Source organism: Mesorhizobium sp. M0833, assembly GCF_040319905.1.
GTDB lineage: Bacteria > Pseudomonadota > Alphaproteobacteria > Rhizobiales > Rhizobiaceae > Mesorhizobium.
In genome coordinates this window covers 1-18,911 of record NZ_JAMYOQ010000023.1, presented here as the reverse complement: position 1 = coordinate 18,911, position 18,911 = coordinate 1, and the positions used below count along the sequence as shown (strand labels likewise).

Genomic DNA, 18,911 nt, shown 5'->3' with positions numbered 1-18,911 from the left:
GCCTCTGCATCGTGTGGGCAACCCAACGCATGCCTTCCGATCCGGAAACTCGCTTGCGCGTTTCATCGTCCATTCGGCAGTGGAAAATTAGGCGGATATGGCAGTGCTCAGATTGGCGGCGCCGTTCTGCGATCCGCTCGGAGAGGGTGGCGGGTGGTTGCGGCAGCTGCGCCTCAAACTGGCTCGCGACCAACCCTGCAGCGTGCTGCTGCGCAGCAGCGGTGACGCTGCGTTCGTCCGGACCATCGCAACACCGCGTGAGTGTATCCGGGCTGGAAACAAACCAACGCCGGCGCAACCTCACCCTGAAACCAAAAGACAATATCCATGACATCCAACAGCTATGCCTCCCAAGGGTCCAAGCGCCTGCAGACATTCACCATGCCAATTTCCCTATCGCCGCTCCGATAATGAGGGCGGCATCAATTTCATGGAGCAAGCTTTGTCGCCAAGGGGTTCTGTCCGATGGCCGCGACCAGGCTCGTGCATACCTCGATCACCATCGCCAAGAATGCGAGACGCGGGAGAGGCAAGCCGCTTCATGAACCGGCTGGAAGATCCAAACCCAAAGTGGCTGATGGGTGCGAGCCGCAGTAACGAAGTGTAACCGGGTTGCCACTACAAAAGCTCAAACCGTGCAAGACCGCTGATCGATACGACCTCGATCTTCAACGGTCTTGCCCAAAGGAAGCCGCCGCAATGGAAATCGCCTCGAACGACGACACGAACAGTCATTTGATGAGGTCACGGCGCTTTGCGCCTCTCTTCTGGACGCAGTTCCTGTCCGCCTTCAACGACAATTTCCTCAAAAACACGCTGGTGTTCCTTATTCTGTTCACCCTGGCGGCCGACAAGGCGGCATCACTGGTCACGCTGGCGGGAGCGGTATTCATGGCTCCCTTCCTGCTCTTGTCCGCCCTTGGTGGCGAGATCGCCGACCGGTTCGACAAGGCCCTAATCGCCCGTCGGCTGAAATTCACCGAGATCGCCGCTGCGGCTGTCGCTGTCGTTGGAATCGCGCTGGCGTCGATCCCGGTGCTGATGATCGCGTTGCTCATGTTCGGCGTCATCTCGGCACTGTTCGGACCGATCAAGTACGGCATCCTGCCGGATCATCTCGAGCGCAAGGAATTGCCTCGCGCCAATGCCTGGATCGAATCGGCAACCTTCGCCGCCATCCTCGGCGGCACTATCGCCGGAGGCGTCGTCTCGGCCGATGGCATAGGCGTCTCGGTGTTCGGGCCGATCATGATGATCCTTGCCGTCGCCTGTTGGCTTGTCAGCCGCTACATCCCGTCGACCGGTCTTGCGGCTCCCGGCCTAGTCATCGACAAAAACATCTTTCGCTCGACGTGGCGACAGCTGAACGGCCTGCGTGCCGACAAGCGGATCTGGCGCGCCGGACTGATGACGTCGTGGTTCTGGCTGATCGGGGCCATCGTCCTTTCGATCCTGCCTACGTTGGTGAAGGATTCGCTCGGTGGCGGAGAGATCGCTGTCACCGCCTATCTCGCGGTGTTCGCCGTCTCGATCGCCATTGGCTCTGCTATAGCCGCATGGATGTCGCAGGGCCGCATCGTGCTCTTGCCGGCCCCGGTTGGCACGGCGTTGATGGCGCTGTTCGGCTTGGACCTGGCCTGGACCATCTGGAGCACGCAGCCCTCGCTCAGGGCCGAAACGCTCGCAACATTCTTCGCCCGGCCAAACACGGTCCATGTTGCGATCGACCTTGCGGGAATGGCTATTGCCAGCGCCTTTCTTGTGGTGCCGACCTTCGCCGCAGTGCAAGCCTGGGCGCCCCAAACGCGCCGCGCTCGCGTCGTCGCCGCCGTGAGCATCGTCAATGCAGGCTTCATGACGTTAGGTGGCATAGTCGTCGCCGCGATTCAGGCAGCCGGCGTCTCCACTGGAGGGATCCTGTTCGGCCTCGCCGCACTCAACGTAGTCGCCGCCTGGCTGATGCTGAGATACCTGCCGACAAATGCCTTCCGCGACTTCGTTTCCATCCTGTTCCGAGCCTTCCATCGTCTGGAGGTGGAGGGGCTGGAGAACCTCAAGGCGGCGGGCCCGGCACCAATCCTGGCGCTCAATCATGTCAGCTTCCTCGACGGTCCGCTGGCTCTGACGCTGACGGATGAGGAGCCGGTGTTTGCCATCGACTACACCATCGCCCAAGCCTGGTGGATGAAGCCGTTTATGAAACTTGCCCGCGCCCTGCCGCTCAATCCGGCCAAGCCGATGTCGACCCGCACGCTTATCAAGATCGTGCAAGGCGGCGATCCACTCGTCATCTTCCCGGAAGGCCGCATCACAGTGACGGGCGGCCTCATGAAGGTCTATGACGGTGCCGCCATGGTGGCCGACAAGACCGGCTCGATGGTCGTGCCGGTACGCATCGAGGGGCTGGAGAAGAGCTATTTTTCGCGGCTGACCTCGCTGCATGTGCATCGCCAGCTGTTCCCGAAGGTCAAGGTGACCATTCTGGAGCCGGTCAAGCTTGAAGTACCGCTGGATCTGAAGGGCCGCAAGCGGCGCGCCGCGGCGGGCGCTGCCCTTTACCAGGTCATGTCGGATCTCGTCTTCCGCACCCAGGACATTGACAAGACCGTGCTGGAGAAGATCATTCAGACGGCGAACGAACGCGGCATGAAGCAGCTCGCCGTGCAGCACCCGGTCACCGGTTCGCTGAGTTACGGCAAGCTGCTGACAGCCGCCGCCGTGCTTGGCGAGAAATTCAAGCACCTCTATGCCGGCCAGCAGACGCTCGGCATTATGCTGCCCAACGCCAACGGCGCCTGTGCGACGCTGCTCGGCGTCATGTCGGCGGGCAAGGTTCCGGCGATGATGAACTTCACTGCCGGTGCGGCCAACATCCTCTCCGCTTGCAAGGCCGCCGAGGTGCGCACCGTGCTGACCTCCCGCACCTTTGTGGAACAAGCAAAACTCGGCGCCGTGGTCGAGGAGCTCGGCCGCTCGGTCGACATCGTCTGGCTCGATGATCTGCGGACCACAATTGGCCTCAAGGACAAGCTGCTCGGCCTTTTGCGCAAGAATACACCCCGGGTGGCCCGCAAGCCCGAACACCCAGCGGTGATCCTCTTCACCTCGGGGTCCGAAGGCACGCCCAAGGGCGTGGTGCTCACCCACCGCAACATCCTGGCCAATGCCGCGCAAGCTGCTTCGCGGATCGACTTCCATTCGGGCGACAAGGTCTTCAATGTGCTGCCGATCTTCCATTCTTTCGGCATGACGGCGGGCACGGTGCTGCCGCTCATCTCGGGCGTGCCGATCTATTTCTATCCCTCGCCGTTGCACTACCGGATCGTGCCGGAGCTTGTTTACGCCTCAAACGCAACGATCATCTTCGGCACCGATACGTTCCTTGCCGGCTATGCCCGCACCGCGCACCCTTACGACTTCCGCTCAGTGCGCTACTGCTTTGCCGGCGCGGAACCGGTCAAGGCTTCGACGCGCGCGACGTATATGGAAAAGTTTGGCCTGCGCATCCTCGAAGGCTACGGCGTGACCGAGACCGCGCCGGTGATCTCCATCAACACCCCGATGTACAACCGCTCCGGCAGCGTCGGCAAAATCATGCCGGGTATGGAATATCGCCTGGATCCGGTCCCCGGCGTCGAGGATGGCGGACGGCTTTTCGTGCGCGGGCCTAACGTCATGGCAGGCTATCTGCGCGCCGAGAACCCGGGCGTGATCGAGCCGCTCGAAGACGGCTGGCATGATACGGGCGACGTCGTCGGCATCGACGACGTCGGCTTCATCACCATTCTTGGCCGCGCCAAGCGCTTCGCAAAGATCGGCGGCGAAATGATCTCGCTGGCCGCAGTCGAGGCGCTTGCGGGCGAATTGTGGAAAGGCTCGCTTTCGGCGGTCGCCACCATGCCGGATGCACGCAAGGGTGAAAAGCTGATCCTCATCACCGAGGCCGCTAACGCCACACGCACCGATTTCCTAATGTTCGCCAAGGCTAATGGCGGCATGGACCTGATGGTGCCCGCCGAAGTGCGCGTCGTTGCGAAAGTGCCGGTCCTGGGCTCGGGGAAGCTCGACTTCGCCGCCGTAACAAAAATGGTCCGCGGCGCAGAGATGAAGATTAACGCCGCTTGAGCCCGTCAATGGCCGACGAACCAAGCCGGCCCGCTCTCCCGCGCAGTCCCATGCGATTGCCGCCCCGGCAAGTAACGCCGGTACTTCACCAGGTCGCCGAAATCACAGGTTGCGCGGCCGCCGGTCTGTCGGACCTTTTGGAATTAACATATATGACTATCACGGATCGCCAAACTCCGCAGGAGCAGTTCTGGATCGATCAGTACTTTATCGCGGACCTGGAGACCGATCTCAAAAGCCAGACCCAGTGCCAGAATGATCAGCGATTTCGACGATCTCTGCTCCGCTCTCGCGCCAGGGCAGCGGAGGCAGCTTGACGGAGAAGGCAATCGAGGAGCGGCAATGGGCGGAGTGATCTCGGAAACTTTGCTTATTGACGCCTCCCGAGAACCGTATTGTGAGAAAGGCCGGATGGCTCAGGGGACGAGCAGAAGCTTTCCCGTCGTGCCACGGCTTTCCATATCGGCATGTGCGCATGCTGCTACGGCGAGCGGGTAGACGCCGCCGATCCGGATCTTCAGGTCGCCGCTGGCGATCCAGTCGAATAGTTGTCCGGTGCGGGCGCGAAGCAGTGCCGACGTGTGGATATGATCGAAGAACCTTGCGTAGCCGATCTTGATGCTTTTCGGCAGGGTCACGATGTTGAGCGGTCCGGGACCGCCCAGCACCGGGCCGTACCAGCAGAAGGTGCCGGAGCGGCGCAGGGAGTCGAGCGAAGCCTGAAAGGTCTTCGGGCCGGAACCGTCGTAGACGACGTGGACGCCTTCACCGGACAGGCGAACGACTTCCTCGGCGAATCGCCCCTCGGTGTCTACGATCACATGGTCTGCTCCGGCCTCTCTTGCCACGGCGATCTTGTCAGCGGACGAGACGCGGCCGATCACGTGCCCGCCTCTCAGCTTGATAATCTGGGTGAGCAGCAATCCGACGCCTCCCGCCGCCGCATGGACCAGCGCGACGTCGCCGGGCTGGACGGGATAGAATTCGGTGGCGAAGTGGCTGGCAATGAGCCCCTTCATCATCACGGAAGCGGCCGTACGATCATCGATCCCGTCCGGAATCGGCACGAGCGCGTCCGCCGGTACCATCGCCCGATCTGTGTAGCTTCCAGGCGCGTACACCCAGGCAACCCGTTGTCCGGGCCGGAAATGCTCGACTCCATCGCCCACGGCGAGCACCCGCCCGGCACCCTCTACGCCCAGAACCTTGGGATTGGGCGTTTCCGTCTAGGCCATGCCCTGGCGGACGCCGATGTCCATGAAGTTCACGCCCGCCGCGGCGACCTCGACCAGAACTTGTCCGCTCGCGGGAGCAGTTTCGGGGCGCTCGACGATTTCGAGCGCATCCGGTCCCCCGGTGCGGTTCATGACGACGGCTTTCATCGCGATATCTCCCTGGCGGCATTCTCGATCAGCCGCGCTACGGGCCCAGGATTCGACACTATCACCACATGCGAAGCACCCTTAATCGCGATCGTTTCGCGGGCGTGAGCCCGTTCAGCCATGTAGGCAGATGCTCGCGGCGGGATGTTCTTGTCCGCGTCGCCGTAGATGAACCAGCTTGGAATGCTCTTCCAAGCAGCCTTGGCCTGGGCTTCGTTGAGGGCGGCTTTCCGCGATCGGCCGCTGCGTTGCGGCCATCAGTCTGGCTTGCGCTTCGGGAGCGTCGGCGGCAAACTGATCGTGGAACATGTCCTGCTGAATGTAGAGATCCTTTCCACCGCCCGACAGCGCGACAGGAGGAGCGAGTGTCGGACCCAACGTGCTGCCTGGAAACTTGCCTGCAAGTTGCGCAGCGGTTTCACCCGCCTCCGGCGCAAATGCGGCGACATAGACCAGCGCCTTCACATTGGCATGACCATCGGCAGCGTCGCTGATCACCGACCCGCCATAGGAATGGCCGACGAGAACGACCAGGCTTTCTATCGAGGAAAGCACGCCGGCGACATAGTCTCCGTCGCTTCTGACGCCTCGCAGCGGATTGGCTGCCGCTACGACGGAAAAGCCGTCCTTTTCAAGAATCTCAACGACACCGTTCCAACTCGAAGAGTCAGCGAAGGCGCCGTGAACCAGAACGATGGTGGGTTTGTCGGGCTGCGCTTGTGCGTTACCGAACGTGGCCGCGATAATTGCGAGGCCTGCGAGCAAGTTTTTCATTGGAACATCCTTTCGTTGTGGGGTGCGGTCTTCACCGCGTCGAGCGCAGGTGAGGGCCGGGGATGCCGCAAACTCGCCCTCGTGTTCGCCCTGCGTTTCTCTGCGCGGGAACCGAGTTACGGCGCGTAGCGGGTAAAGACGTAGTCGTGTCCCTGGACACGCGTCTCGTGGCAGGCGAAGCATGTCTCGTGCTGCGCGACAGCCACGGAACCACAGGACTGAGCTTGCATTGCCCAAACAGGGCAGCAGCGCGCAATCGGGCGAAGAGCTGATTCTTGCGGCCGGGAGGCAACCGGGCGAACACTCCACGGGCGGTGTCGAGGTCGAAGCGGCCGCCGTCGAGCAAGCGGGTGCGAGCCGGCTAGCGGGTGATCGTGTTCGGGGGCCCAGCGGCGCCCGCGAGCGCCGATACATAGGCATCCGCACGTCTCAGCGGTGCTTAACGCAGGCATGAAGTAATCCACTTGGCCAAAAAATGGGGTATGCAACGGGTATCTGCAGGGCGCAGGTATCACGGATACACGCCTAGACGGCACGCTTCCGTTCCGGCAAAGCTGCGAATCGCGGGGCCACTGGCAATCCGCAGGTCGGCGGGTTCAGGCAATGCTCATTGAAAAGATGGGCCGCCGACTTCCCTTTTTCTGTAAAGCTCGGCCGGTTGTCGCTCTCAATTGCCGTCGATTGATTGGCGGGACGTAGCGACCCGGAGGGCAAGGAGACAAATCGGAGGGGGTCACCCGCTCGAGGCGAAGCCGAAAGGGCGACGCATGATATGCTAGCGGATCTGCGGCGATCCTGCACGAAGCGCGGGCCAGGCCGGCGCGAAGGAAGGACGCGGAGACCGATTTTCTCCTTGCAGGGGAGAGGGGATAGCGCCCCCTTTTTCCGTCCGGCAAAACAACTTCGCCCCGCTGGGGGAAGGGGACGCCGCGCCACTCCACTTGAATCTCCACCCGCTTCCGTGCTTGCCTGTCTCCCGCAAATCGCAGAGGGCGGTGAGCATGGCAAAGTCAGTCACCAGCATCGCACCCGACCCCATGGTCGAGCGTCTGCGCGCCGCCCTTGGCCCGCGCCAAGTCACCGAACAAAAGATGTTCGGCGGCACCTGCTTTATGCTCAACGGCAACATGCTGATCGGCACCTCGAAGCGCGGGCTCCTGGTGCGCGTCGGCAAGGAAGGGCACGCGGCGGCTGCCGCCCGCCCGCACGCGCGGCCGATGGAAATGGGCGGACGTTCGATGGAAGGTTATGTCCATGTTGCGCCGGAGGGCACGGCCACGGAGGCGGATCTCCGTGGCTGGCTCCACCTTGCGCTGGCATTCGTCGAAACTTTGCCGCCGAAGATCAAATCTGCCAAGATCGCGACGAAGCGGGCTTAGGCCGCTGGCCCGCCACCTTCCGCACGCGCCGGAACACATGGCCCGGAAGGGAGCGATTGGACATTGCATGTGCGGCGCGGCGACTTGGGTCTACTCGGGCGTCTACTCTCCGGCCACCGTTTCCAGCTCGGCGGCGAAAACTTTCTGATCCCGGTCGACGCCTCCCTGAAGCAGGGCGGCGGACATTGAAGTCCAGGCCATCAAGCTCAACGATGCTGGAACAGTAGGCTTCGCCATTTTAAGGTACGACACCGCAAGGACCTCCTTTTTCGTGCAGCACGCTACGCTTTGACGAGTGCCTTGCGCGCCTTCTTTACTGGGGACTTAACAGCCGTCGCGGGGCGAGCAGCTCGTTTTGGTTTTTCCGCCGCAGTTGTTGCCGGTGCTGCCGTCTTGCGCCCCAGCCCTATTGATTTTGCCAGGGCCGAGCGGGTGGCCGCGTAGTTTGGCGCCACCATCGGATAATCTGAGGGAAGGTTCCATTTTTGGCGGTATTGGTCAGGGCTCAGATTGTAATGCGTCCCGATATGACGCTTCAGGGATTTGAATTTCTTCCCGTCTTCCAGGCAGATGATGAAATCCGGTGTCACTGATTTCTTGATGGACACCGCGGGCTCCAGCTTGACTGCGGCTGGAGCCACAGGTGTGCCGATCCCTTGCAAAGCAACATAGGTATCCCCGATCAGCTTCGACAACTCGCCGACCGGCAGGGGATTGTTCGACACGTAGGCGCAAACGATGTCGGCGGTAATTGATACGAGATCAGCCTGGTCGCTTTGGTCTGGAGAAACGGTCATCGAGTTTTCCTCTTGTCTAATGTCGCGCGTTGAAACGGATGGGCTGTTTATTGCCAAATCACGCAAACAATTCGTTATTCCGCCAACAAACCTCATTCGTTGCAAATATCAAGCCGGCAAGCTTCGCTTCCATCGACTCAGCCTGGGACGCGCTCGATCTCGATAGCGAGCGGCTGACAAGCTGGCACGCCCAGCATGGCTGGGGCGCTGGCCCGCGACCGACGGATCATCAGCGCGACCGGCATGCTGAATGGTCAGTGAGGAGACGTCCACCTTCGGCCGGCACCTCGACGTGCAAATCCCTGGGCAGATCACGAGAGCCCTTCTAAGCCACACCGCGGCGGGACGCATTAAGACGAGCATGCGCAATATTCTTGCGCGAAATATTCCGAACTGCGGGCAAAGCAATGATGACCAACCGTACGTTTCTTACATCCAATTGAAGCCAACCCAGAATAGATTATTATTCCGCTGGGGCGTATCGTTGGGGGGGTGGATGAGCAGTGTCCAAAGGGTAAGTCCAGTTCTGGAACAAGCAATCGCTGCACTTCTAAACAGGGCCGAGTATGACGGCACCGTTTCGATCAAAGCGGCAGTGAAGGAAATTAGGCGGGCTGCGCCTTATTTGGCCGCATCCGATGAAGAGCTAACCGAGGCGATTTTCGAAGTATCTGCTGCGATGGGCCTGTCTCAATGAGTGGCACTGCGTATCCTGGTGATCTGGCTTTGTTAAAGCAGGTCTTTGATCGTGTCTGCGCCGAGGCAGGTATCTCCGTTGGTAGCATGGAGGCGGAGCGCCTGAGCGTGAGCGCAATGGCACTCTTCTCGGACGGCGAGTTCGACGAGGCCGTTCTTTATGAACGCCTTCGGCTTGTTGCCCGCTCCCTGCCGAGATGAGCCTGAACATGACCGCCGATCTCCAGGAAATTCTAGCGAGCATTTCGCTCGATACGAAATCCTCCTGTTGATACAGGAGGGGCAGTTCGCCCGCGTTGCACTGCTACGCGAGATCGGGCCAATTTTTTTGTGGCTGATATGTGCCCATTACTTTGCGTGGGCGCGAACGGACTTTTTGCCCTCTAAATGGCTGCTGCCTAGGAAGGAGGGATGCTACGCCGCGCCTGTTAAAGCTCAGAGCGTGCCCGCTTGTTCGTCCTCAACCTCCGCCTCATGGCGCCTGCGCCCCCACATGAACAACATCGCCCAGGGCGAATGACCATCCGCTGCCGCAGACCTTCCGGCTGAGCAATCAACCTTATCGCCACCACGACGAAACCGACCACCAGCCAGACGGCCAGGGCGACACTTACCTTCAGATCTTGCATATTGATTGCTGCTGAGACTGCCGACACCCTCGATGGACATTCCGAGAACTCCCGTCAGTTCCCGCCAACGCGGTAGCCGCGCTATATTCCGACTTATGGCACTTCATTGGTTCAACCCTCCAGTATTTGTGAAGACCGACCGACCCGGGGTCACCTACGGCGTCAATCACGTCGAGGGTGCTGCCGAGGAACTCATGAATGGCCTAAGAGGGGACCTAAATGGAAGCTGGCGCTGCAGTCCTGCATAGATGGGTTTGAGGGCAGGGTGTCGCCTCAGGAGGTCCGCATGGCCTTCGAGGCCGCTGCCAGAGAGGAGGGGATGCTCCGCTCCTCTGGATAGGCTTGATTTGCTCGCTGATCTCAGCTCCCACAACGTCGCGTGTCCCAAATGGGAGCGCTATCGCCCGGGTAAATGAACATAGCAGGCCGTCCAAAGGTTCAGGTAGCGGCTCGCTCCTGCGCTGAAAGAACAATCGAGAATTCCCCGATCCGTTTCGGTCGCCATGTCGCGAACGCCGATTGTCGTTGATTTGATCATACTTGCACGAGGCCTTTTGTCGCCCTGGTTGTCGAGGGTCGGTCTGGGCAGATTGCCTGGTGATGGTGATCGAACGTAAGAACTTCACGTTCTACGATCCGATCGGCACCGGATTCTGCTTAGCGTCGTGTCTCGTTTGTTCTGTGGCTGCTTAACCAATAGCCAGGACGCCGAGCCCGCGTCGCCGGCGGCAGCAAAACTATGAGGGGACGGGTTTGTGGCGTGCGCCGAACTTTCCCAGCCTCCGCCGCGCGAATTGGCGGGGGGGCCGGTCAGGCGCTGTTGCACAAGGGGGACTCGGGTGGCCGGCTGCCAGGTGCTCGCGGGCCGCAGGCGAGCCCATGCGCATGAGCCGCAACGTCATTTTGGCCCCAGGAACCTGCCTGGCCGCCCCACCGTTCTCATGCTCTTGGGAAGGAAAATATGATAAATTGCATGCTGCGACGGAATCTCATCACCATGTGGAATGAAGTACCGTTGTTGCCGCGTCTGGCGTAGACAACGCAATCGCGACATCCTGTTCGCAACACCAACGTTGGCCCAATGAATATAGCCGAACATCGCCTCAAGCGTTCCCTCGTCTTCTTCCTTGTGCCGGATTTCACCATGGTCGCCTTTGCGACGGCGCTGGAGCCTATCCGCATCGCCAACCGGATGCTCGGTTACGAAGCCTACAAATGGCGGCTCGCCAGTATCGACGGGCAGCCTGTACCCGCTTCGAACAACGTGTTGTGCTCGGTGAACACGTCGTTGGAGGACGAGCGGCGAAAGATGGCTGGCCCAGATAGGGCATCGATGGTCATCGTCTGCACCGGCATCAACATCGAGCGCTATTCAAACAAGTCGGCCTTTGCCTGGTTGCGCGAGGAACATAATCGCGGTGTTGCGATCGGCGGGCTCTGCACCGGTGCGCATGTGCTCGCGGCTGCCGGGTTGCTCTCTGGCAAACGCTGCGCCATCCATTGGGAAAACCTGCCTGGCTTCGCCGAGGCGTTTCCGAACGCCAACGTTTTTGCCGACCTTTTTGAGGTCGACCAGAACATCTATACATGCGCCGGCGGGACTGCTGCTCTCGACATGATGTTGAAGCTGATCGGCGATGATTTCGACGACACTCTGGTCAGGCACGTATGTGAGCAGGTGCTGACCGATCGAGTACGCAGCCCGAGCGATCGCCAGCGACTTCCTCTGCGAGCACGGCTTGGCGTTCAGAACTCCAAGGTGCTGACGATCATAGAACTCATGGACGCCAATCCGTCCGAACCGATATCGATTGGTGATATTGCCGACCATGTCGGGCTCTCGCGACGGCAGATCGAGCGTCTGTTCCATCTCGAAATGGGTCGCTCCCCGGCCCGCTATTATTTGGATATCCGCCTTGAGCGCGCGCGGCATTTGCTGATCCAGTCAGCCTTGCCCATAGTCGAAGTGGCCATCGCGTGCGGCTTCGTTTCGGCGTCGCATTTTTCCAAATGCTACCGGGAACTCTACGCCCAGACGCCGCAGCAGGAACGACTGAACAGGAAACATCCCGTTGCTGTCTAAAAAGTCACCGGCATTGCCACATCCGCATCCGGTTCGACCAAAAGGGCTTCGACGGCGTGGCCGCACTCAGTCTTGCGATGGGGCGCATCTCAGCCCGCATGTTTTCGTTGCCGCCTCCACTGCACACCGCACGACGTCCGCAAGTCGCGGCAATAAGACGTGGGCCCTTTGGTCGAGTTGCCATTCACCCGAATGCGATCAGCGGATCCGTGGCATCGAGCCAGTCGCCGGCCAGCACCTCGGCTATGGTGCCGTCGCGTTCGGCATCATCGCTTCGACAGCAGCACGTCGCCGGCCTTCACCGCCCGGCCGCGCGCAACCGAAGGGCGCCCGCCAGGTTTCATTCTCAACTTTCTCCTGAGGCTACTCAACAGATAACGAGTCCAGCGAGCTTGCGTATCCAGAGCAAGGACGCGAGCCGATCGGAGCAACTGATCCAGCAGCAATACTGTGAGGAAAGGTTTGCTGCGAGCGCCGAACTTCCCTGCGCGCCACTGTTCCGCTGCCGCCGCTGACTTCCATAAAGACGCTACATGTGCCAGGCGTTGATGCCTGGATGAAGAGAGCTGTGCAAAGACCGGTTCTTGGGGCGCTTCACGCCATATCCTTCAACGTGTCCAGCGGCCCTTTCAGGGCAGACCTGGGCTGGATCAACTCCGGCGCAATCAGGAAAATCTGCGGGGCCGTGGGAGGTTCATTGATCAGTTCGAACGCCTTCGCAATCATCGCCTCAAAATTCTGCCGCACCATGATTACGGGGAAAGGCAGGAAAGAGGCGAAGGGGTCATAGTCGTAGCAACCGACGACAAGCTCGCTAAACATCTCCGCCGGCCGGCCCGCCATGAAACGCAGCAGACCCTCCATATTGATCGACGAATTGATGAACAATGCGCGGGGCAACTTGCCATGGCGTTGGCAAAATGCCTCGAAGGCACGCAATGTTATGTCGGGCGAATAGCCGGAGGACTGTACTCCGTCATCAGGGTCGGCGCCCAACAGCGCCTTTTTGGTCGCATGGAAGGCGGCGATGCGCTCGCGGCTTGCGTGGTCGTTGCGGCCACCAAACAGAAACAGCTCGTCCGGTCGCAGGGGGTCATCATTGCCGAACTGGCGGATGATTGCCTCCGTCAGCATCCGCGCACCCTCATAGTTGTCGCTGATCACCGAATGCGCCTTTGCTCCCGGGAGGTCGATGTTGACATGCCTCAGTCCCGCCGCCTCGCAGACCTCGTGCACGCCGTCGGGATCGGTGGCGCCGACGATGAAGAGCTGGTCGATTGAGTAGGAAATCAGCGTCTCCGCGGTCCGGCGTTCCTCTTCCGGGTCGCGGCTGGCACTGACCACGACCGGGCATTGACCGCGGCTGCGCACATGTCCCTCAAATGTCTGCGCCATTGAGGAGAAGTAGCGATTGTCGTGGATGGGCAGCATCAGGCCGACGAGGCCAGATCGCGACCGTCGCAAGCCTCGCGCCTGCAGATTGGTGGTGTACTGGTGGCGTTCGGCGAGGCTGAGAATTGTTTCCGCCGTACTTTCCTTGATGCGGCGCTTGCGCCAAGTGCCATTCAGCACTGCGCTCACGGTCGACGGCGAACTGCCCGATAGCACGGACAGATCATAGATCGTCGCCTTCTTCTTGACCTGCTGATCCATCTGGCCCTCCGGAGGGTCTCGTTAGAGCAATATTCGCTGGAGCAATATCTCCCTTGACGAGCGCACCCTGATGCAAGATAGTCTTTGCACCATCGATTGTGCAAGCGCAAATCGGTGGCGGAGGTATGTTCCCAATGGGAACGTTATGGGAGGAGTTCAGATGAAAAAGTTGATGATCGCGGCGCTCGCCGCGACCCTTGTGCTTGGCGGCTCAATCGCTGCCATGGCTCAGCAGGCCGGCAAGGTCGGCGTCGTCGTCAAGATCGGCGGCATTCCCTGGTTCAACGCAATGGAGGCGGGCATCAAGGAGCGCGGCCAGAAGCTCGGCGTCGACGCATTCATGGTTGGCCCGACCAGTGCGGATCCGGCACTGCAAGTTCGCGCCATCGAGGATCTGATCGCACAGGGCGTCAAGGTCATAGGTGTCGTGCCGAATGACGCGAAGGTGCTTGAACCTGTCCTGCAGAAGGCGAAGGACGCCGGCATCATCGTCATCACGCATGAATCGCCCGGCCAGAAGGGCGCCGACTGGGATTTCGAACTCGCGTCCGCGACCGGCTTCGGTGAGGCTCATGCGAAGCTCTTGGCGGACAAGATGGGCGGCAAAGGTGAATATGCAGTCTTCGTTGGTTCACTGACAGTGCCGCTGCACAATGCCTGGGCCGATGCGGCAATCGCGTATCTGAAGAAGAACCATCCGGACATGAAGCTGGTCGGCGATCGTTATGGCGTCGCCGAGGATGTGGACAAGAGCCGCAGCACTGCACTTGACCTGATTTCCGCCAATCCCGGCTTGAAAGGCTTCCTTGCCTTCGGCAGCCAAGGCCCGATTGGCGCTGGCCGTGCAATCGAAGAGCGCCGCAAGGTGGGCCAGATATTCGTGCTCGGCCCATTCTCGCCGGGGCAGGGCCAGAAGCTCATCAAGAGCGATGCGATCTCCGGCGGCTTCATGTGGAATCCAAAGCAGGCGGGTGAGGTCTTCGTCACGCTGGCCGACCAACTCATGAAGGGCAAAGAAGTGAAGGATGGCGATACGATCGAAGGGCTAGGGACAGTCAAGCCCGACTTCGAAAACCATAACATCATCGTCGATCAGCTGGTCCCGATCAACAAGGACACTGTCGACGGCCTCGCGGCGATGGGTCTGTAAAGCCTCCCAAGGCTGTGGCAGCCGGGCTGGCCTCGAGCCTGCCCGGCTGAGGATGTGTTAACGCGATTGGATCCAGGGTTCAACTCCATGGCTGATCAGGCACTCGATGGCGTCGCATCACGGCCGTTGCTGTCGCTCCGCAACGTCAACATGACGTTCGGCGGCGTGAAGGCGCTGAAGAATGTCAGCTTTGAGGTGCTGCCGGGCGAGGTGCATTGCCTGGCCGGCGAGAACGGCTCCGGCAAGAGCACGCTGATCAAGGTCATCACCGGCGTTTACAAGCCCGAGGCGGGCGCCGTGATCGACTATGACGGCCAGAGCTACTCCCACATGTCGCCGGTAGCGGCGCAGGCCGGCGGGATTCAGGTCATCTGGCAGGACCTCGCCCTGTTTCCCGAGATGACTGTCGCCGAGAACATCGCGTTCCAGACTGTCATCGGCCGCTGGCCGCGGCTGGTGAACTATGCCGAAATGCGCCGTGTCGCGACCAACGCCTTGCAACGTCTTGGTATTACCCTCGATGTCGATCTCGCCCTACACCATTTTCCCATCGCACAGCGGCAGATCGTGGCAATCGCGCGCGCCCTCGTCGGCCAGGCGAAGCTCGTCTTCATGGACGAGCCGACGGCGTCGCTCACTCAATCTGAAACCGACTATCTGCTGGACATTGTGCGGAACCTGTCGGCGTCGGGCGTTGCCGTTGTGTTCGTCAGTCATCGCCTGGCGGAGGTTCTCGAAATCTCCAGTCGTGTGACGGTGCTGCGCGACGGCGCCTTGGTTGGCGTCTTTCCGACCAAAGGTCTGACCCAGTCGCGCATTACAGAGCTGATGACCGGCAAGACCTTCGACTATTCCGTCCTGCATCGCGATTTGAGCACGAGCCCGGTTACGCTCGAGGTCAAGGGGTTGTCGCGGCCTGGCGAATTCGAGGATGTGTCATTGACGGTCCGCCGCGGCGAGACGCTCGGCGTCACAGGGTTACTCGGGGCAGGGCGCACCGAGTTGGCGTTGACCTTGTTCGGCATGCGCAAGCCGAGGTCCGGCTCTGTTGTGCTGGATGGCAAACCGGTCCGCTTCGGTTCCAACCGTGACGCGATCGCCGCCGGTGTCGCCTATCTTTCGGAAGACCGGCTGTCGCTAGGTCTCATTCAACCCCAGGCAATTGCCGACAACATGGTCATTGCCTCGCTGGACAAGATTCTCTCTGGCGGTCTCATTTCGAGCGATCGCAAACGATCCCTAGTCAGTAGTTGGATAAGGGATCTCGGCGTTAGGATCGGAAAGCAGGAAGACGCGGTCTCGACCCTGTCGGGGGGAAATCAGCAACGTGTCGCCATTGCAAAATGGCTGGCGACTGAACCGAAACTGCTGATCCTCGACGGACCGACGGTCGGTGTTGATGTTGGCGCGCGTGCCGGCATATTCGATATCGTTTCCAAGCTGGCCGACAGCGGCCTGTCGATTATCCTGATCTCGGACGAGATCCCTGAAGTCTATTTCAACGCGGACCGTGTCCTGCACATAGCTCAGGGGCGCATTGTCGGCGAATACGTTCCCGGCGCCACGTCCCTCCAGGCGATCGAAGAGGCGGTCTATGCGTAGGTTTGTCCGCTCTCACGCAACGGAGCTGGCATTGCTCGCCGTGATCGCGGTCATCTGCGCCTTCCTGTCGTTTGCGACAGACCGGTTCTTCACCCTCGGCAATGCCTTTGACCTCCTGAACACAAGTTCGGTCAACATCATCTTCGCCGTCGGTCTGCTCGTCGTGCTGATTGCCGGCGGCATTGACATCTCGTTCGCGGTTGCTGCCTCCGTCGTACAATATCTGACGGCAATCGTCCTTGGCTGGATCGGGGGCGGGAATTGGATTGTCGGCCTCACCATCGCTGGCGCATTGGGCATCGCGTTGGGCTGCATCAATGCTTTCCTGATCCACAGGTTCAGGATCATCTCGATCGTCGCCACGATTTCGACCTTCAACATTTTCTTCGGCTTGCTGATGTTCTTCACAGGCGGCGTTTCAATCTACAATCTGCCGGACTGGCTCACCGCCCGCGTGGTCCTGTTCGAGCGCGAGATGGCTGATGGCACGTGGGCGGAGATCACCCTACCCGTGCTCATTATGGCGATCTGCGTATTCGCTACCTGGGCGTTGATCACGCGCACGACCACTGGTCGCCAGCTCTACGCTTTCGGCGACAATCCGGAAGGCGCGCGCCGCTTCGGCATCAATGTTGGGGCCATGCAATTTATCGCGTTCGGCTGGCTTGGCCTGATGGCGGGCATCGCCGGTCTCGTCCAAGCGCATTACGCGCAGGAAGTGGTGCCCAACGCCCTATATGGGCGCGAACTCGACGTCCTGGCAGCCGTGGTCCTTGGCGGTGCACGGCTTGGCGGCGGCAAAGGCAGCGTGCTCGGCTGCATCCTTGGCGTTCTGTTGGTCTCGATCACCCAAAACGGACTTAATTTGATGGGCGTGTCGCCTTTCGCGTTCAAGATGATCGTCGGCACCATCATCCTGGCCGCCATTACCCTTTCGAACACCAGCATTGAACGGCTGCTGCCGTTCCTGAAAAGCCGGCGGATGCCTTCATGACGGTTGTGATTGAACGCGTCCGCAACTTGCTCGGCCCCGAACTGGCAGGTCCGCTTGCCGCGTTTGCGGTAGTCATGATCGTGTTCGGCATTGCCGCACCGAACTTCCTTTCCCGGGCTACTTTTGGCTCCGTCGCCTACCAACTGCCGGAGCTCGGCCTGCTCACACTCGCCATGCTGCTCCCGATCCTGACCGGCGGCCTGAACCTGGCCATCACCTTCACGGCCAACATCGCCGGGCTGACGCTCGCTTGGATCCTTCAAAGCCAGGGCGGCGTCGACGCGGGCATCGGTGCCTTTGTCCTTGGCTCGATCCTTGCCCTTGCGGTCGGAGCACTTAGTGGACTGATCATGGGGCTCGTCATCGCCTACACCAAGGCTCACCCGATCCTGGTCTCGCTGTCGATGATGATTTTCCTGCGCGGTCTTGGTGAGTTCCTGACCCACGGCGGCGACGTGTCCGGCTTTCCCAGCTTCCTGGCGCCGATCGGCTACGGTTCGATTCTTGGGATCCCGGTTCCGTTGCTCATATTCATCGCGTGTGTGCTGATCTGGCACCTCCTGCTGACGCGCATGAAGCTGGGCTTCAACACCTATATGATCGGCTCCAACATCGAGGCCACGCGCTACTCCGGCATCAATACGCGCAAGGTGCAGGTTCTGGTCTACACATTGTCCGGTGCGATGTGTGCGGTCGCCGGCATCATCATGCTGGCCCGCTTCAATTCGGTGCGTGTCGGACACGGCGAGTCCTACCTGCTGATCACTGTGCTTGCCTGCTTTCTTGGCGGGGTCAATCCCTTCGGCGGCTTCGGTCGCGTGATCCCTGTCTTCGTCGCGCTCGTGGTGCTCCAGTTACTGTCCTCGGGACTCAATCTGATGGGCGCCAACCAGCATCTGGCGACGGCGGTCTGGGGCATTTTGATGATCACGGTGATGATCCTGCGCTGGCTTGCCGGGCGCCTAAAGTTCCTGAACACAAACAAAGGGTGAGTTAGATGCATGGTTTTGGGGTCCACACCTCGATGTGGACGATGAACTGGGATCGGGCCGGCGCAGAGAAGGCGATCGCCGCTTCTGTCAAATACGGCATGGACTTTATCGAGATCGCGCTACTGAACGCGCCGGCGGTCGATGCCGCGCATACGCGCGCCTTGCTCGAAAAGCACAATCTTCCAGCTGTTTGTTCGCTTGGCCTGCCGGAGCGGGCCTGGGCCTCGGTGCGGCCGGATGCCGCTATCGAACATCTCGAAGTGGCGATCGACAAGACTGCAGAGATGGGCGCGCTGGCGCTTTCCGGCGTGATTTTCGGCGGTATTGGCGAACGCACCGGCCTGCCCCCCACCGAAAAGGAATACGACAACATCGCGCATGTGCTGACGGTCGCCGCCAAGCACGCCAAGATCCGGGGCATAGAGCTCGGAATCGAGGCGGTGAATCGCTACGAGAACCACCTTATAAATACTGGCGCGCAGGCCGTCTGGATGCTCGAGAAAGTCGGCGCCGACAACATCTTTGTTCATCTCGACACCTACCACATGAACATCGAGGAGAAAGGGGCCGCCAATGGTATTCTGGCCGCTCGCGATCACCTGAAGTATATTCACTTGTCAGAGAGCGATCGCGGCACCCCGGGCACCGGCAACTG

General features: G+C 60.5%; 14 protein-coding genes and 3 pseudogenes. 12 read left to right on the top strand and 5 right to left on the bottom strand.

The window, feature by feature from the left end:
- The first annotated feature begins 699 nt into the window (after positions 1-699).
- Positions 700-4,125: an acyl-[ACP]--phospholipid O-acyltransferase gene (locus tag NKH98_RS23310; RefSeq protein WP_352902043.1), complete on the top strand. Its 3,426-nt coding sequence runs from the start codon at positions 700-702 to the stop codon at positions 4,123-4,125.
- A 416-nt stretch (positions 4,126-4,541) separates the two neighbouring features.
- On the opposite strand, the pseudogene NKH98_RS23305 reads toward NKH98_RS23310, so the two are convergent.
- The 3 pseudogenes from NKH98_RS23305 to NKH98_RS23295 all read right to left on the bottom strand — a co-directional run.
- Positions 4,542-5,507 (bottom strand): annotated as a pseudogene (locus tag NKH98_RS23305) (quinone oxidoreductase family protein).
- Positions 5,504-6,281: pseudogene (locus NKH98_RS23300) on the bottom strand (alpha/beta fold hydrolase). The pseudogenes NKH98_RS23305 and NKH98_RS23300 overlap by 4 nt, the downstream one beginning before the upstream one ends.
- Before the next feature lie 116 nt (positions 6,282-6,397).
- A pseudogene (locus NKH98_RS23295) lies at positions 6,398-6,478 on the bottom strand (cytochrome P460 family protein); the annotation flags it as partial.
- 840 nt (positions 6,479-7,318) lie between these two features.
- Here NKH98_RS23295 and NKH98_RS23290 point away from each other — a divergent pair.
- Positions 7,319-7,660 (top strand): TfoX/Sxy family protein, encoded by a 342-nt coding sequence (locus NKH98_RS23290; protein ID WP_352902041.1) that lies wholly within the window; start codon positions 7,319-7,321, stop codon positions 7,658-7,660.
- Positions 7,661-7,941: 281 nt separating this feature from the next.
- On the opposite strand, the gene NKH98_RS23285 is transcribed toward NKH98_RS23290, so the two are convergent.
- Entirely contained in the window at positions 7,942-8,457 is a 516-nt protein-coding gene (locus NKH98_RS23285; protein WP_352902039.1) for a Ros/MucR family transcriptional regulator, read from the bottom strand.
- Between the two features lie 361 nt (positions 8,458-8,818).
- Here NKH98_RS23285 and NKH98_RS23280 point away from each other — a divergent pair, with 361 nt between their 5' ends.
- The 5 genes from NKH98_RS23280 (at position 8,819) to NKH98_RS23260 (ending at position 11,865) form a co-directional block, all read left to right on the top strand.
- Entirely contained in the window at positions 8,819-9,154 is a 336-nt protein-coding gene (locus tag NKH98_RS23280; protein ID WP_352902037.1) for a hypothetical protein, read from the top strand.
- Entirely contained in the window at positions 9,151-9,354 is a 204-nt protein-coding gene (locus NKH98_RS23275; RefSeq protein WP_352902035.1) for a hypothetical protein, read from the top strand. The genes NKH98_RS23280 and NKH98_RS23275 overlap by 4 nt, the downstream gene beginning before the upstream one ends.
- Before the next feature lie 534 nt (positions 9,355-9,888).
- Positions 9,889-10,122, top strand: coding sequence for a DUF982 domain-containing protein (locus NKH98_RS23270; protein ID WP_352902032.1), 234 nt, complete (start codon positions 9,889-9,891; stop codon positions 10,120-10,122).
- A gap of 163 nt (positions 10,123-10,285) precedes the next feature.
- On the top strand, positions 10,286-10,399 hold the full coding sequence (locus NKH98_RS23265; protein ID WP_352648223.1) for a DUF2905 family protein: 114 nt from the start codon (positions 10,286-10,288) through the stop codon (positions 10,397-10,399).
- A gap of 464 nt (positions 10,400-10,863) precedes the next feature.
- Positions 10,864-11,865, top strand: a complete 1,002-nt coding sequence (locus NKH98_RS23260; protein WP_352902030.1) for a GlxA family transcriptional regulator — start codon at positions 10,864-10,866, stop codon at positions 11,863-11,865.
- Positions 11,866-12,459: 594 nt separating this feature from the next.
- Here the strand turns inward: NKH98_RS23260 and NKH98_RS23255 are convergent.
- Entirely contained in the window at positions 12,460-13,518 is a 1,059-nt protein-coding gene (locus NKH98_RS23255) for a LacI family DNA-binding transcriptional regulator (RefSeq protein WP_352479381.1), read from the bottom strand.
- A 160-nt stretch (positions 13,519-13,678) separates the two neighbouring features.
- On the opposite strand from NKH98_RS23255, the gene NKH98_RS23250 reads away from it, so the two are divergent.
- The 5 genes from NKH98_RS23250 to NKH98_RS23230 all read left to right on the top strand — a co-directional run.
- On the top strand, positions 13,679-14,668 hold the full coding sequence (locus tag NKH98_RS23250; RefSeq protein ID WP_352479380.1) for an autoinducer 2 ABC transporter substrate-binding protein: 990 nt from the start codon (positions 13,679-13,681) through the stop codon (positions 14,666-14,668).
- 87 nt (positions 14,669-14,755) lie between these two features.
- On the top strand, positions 14,756-16,270 hold the full coding sequence (locus NKH98_RS23245; RefSeq protein ID WP_352902026.1) for a sugar ABC transporter ATP-binding protein: 1,515 nt from the start codon (positions 14,756-14,758) through the stop codon (positions 16,268-16,270).
- Positions 16,263-17,264 (top strand): ABC transporter permease, encoded by a 1,002-nt coding sequence (locus NKH98_RS23240; RefSeq protein ID WP_352778407.1) that lies wholly within the window; start codon positions 16,263-16,265, stop codon positions 17,262-17,264. Before NKH98_RS23245 ends, NKH98_RS23240 begins: the two co-directional genes overlap by 8 nt.
- The gene (locus tag NKH98_RS23235) at positions 17,261-18,256 is read left to right on the top strand and encodes an ABC transporter permease (RefSeq protein ID WP_352648235.1); all 996 of its coding nucleotides are present in this window, start codon (positions 17,261-17,263) and stop codon (positions 18,254-18,256) included. Before NKH98_RS23240 ends, NKH98_RS23235 begins: the two co-directional genes overlap by 4 nt.
- Before the next feature lie 5 nt (positions 18,257-18,261).
- Positions 18,262-18,911, top strand: a 650-nt coding sequence (locus tag NKH98_RS23230) for a sugar phosphate isomerase/epimerase family protein (protein WP_352902022.1), incomplete at its 3' end; no start/stop codon positions are given.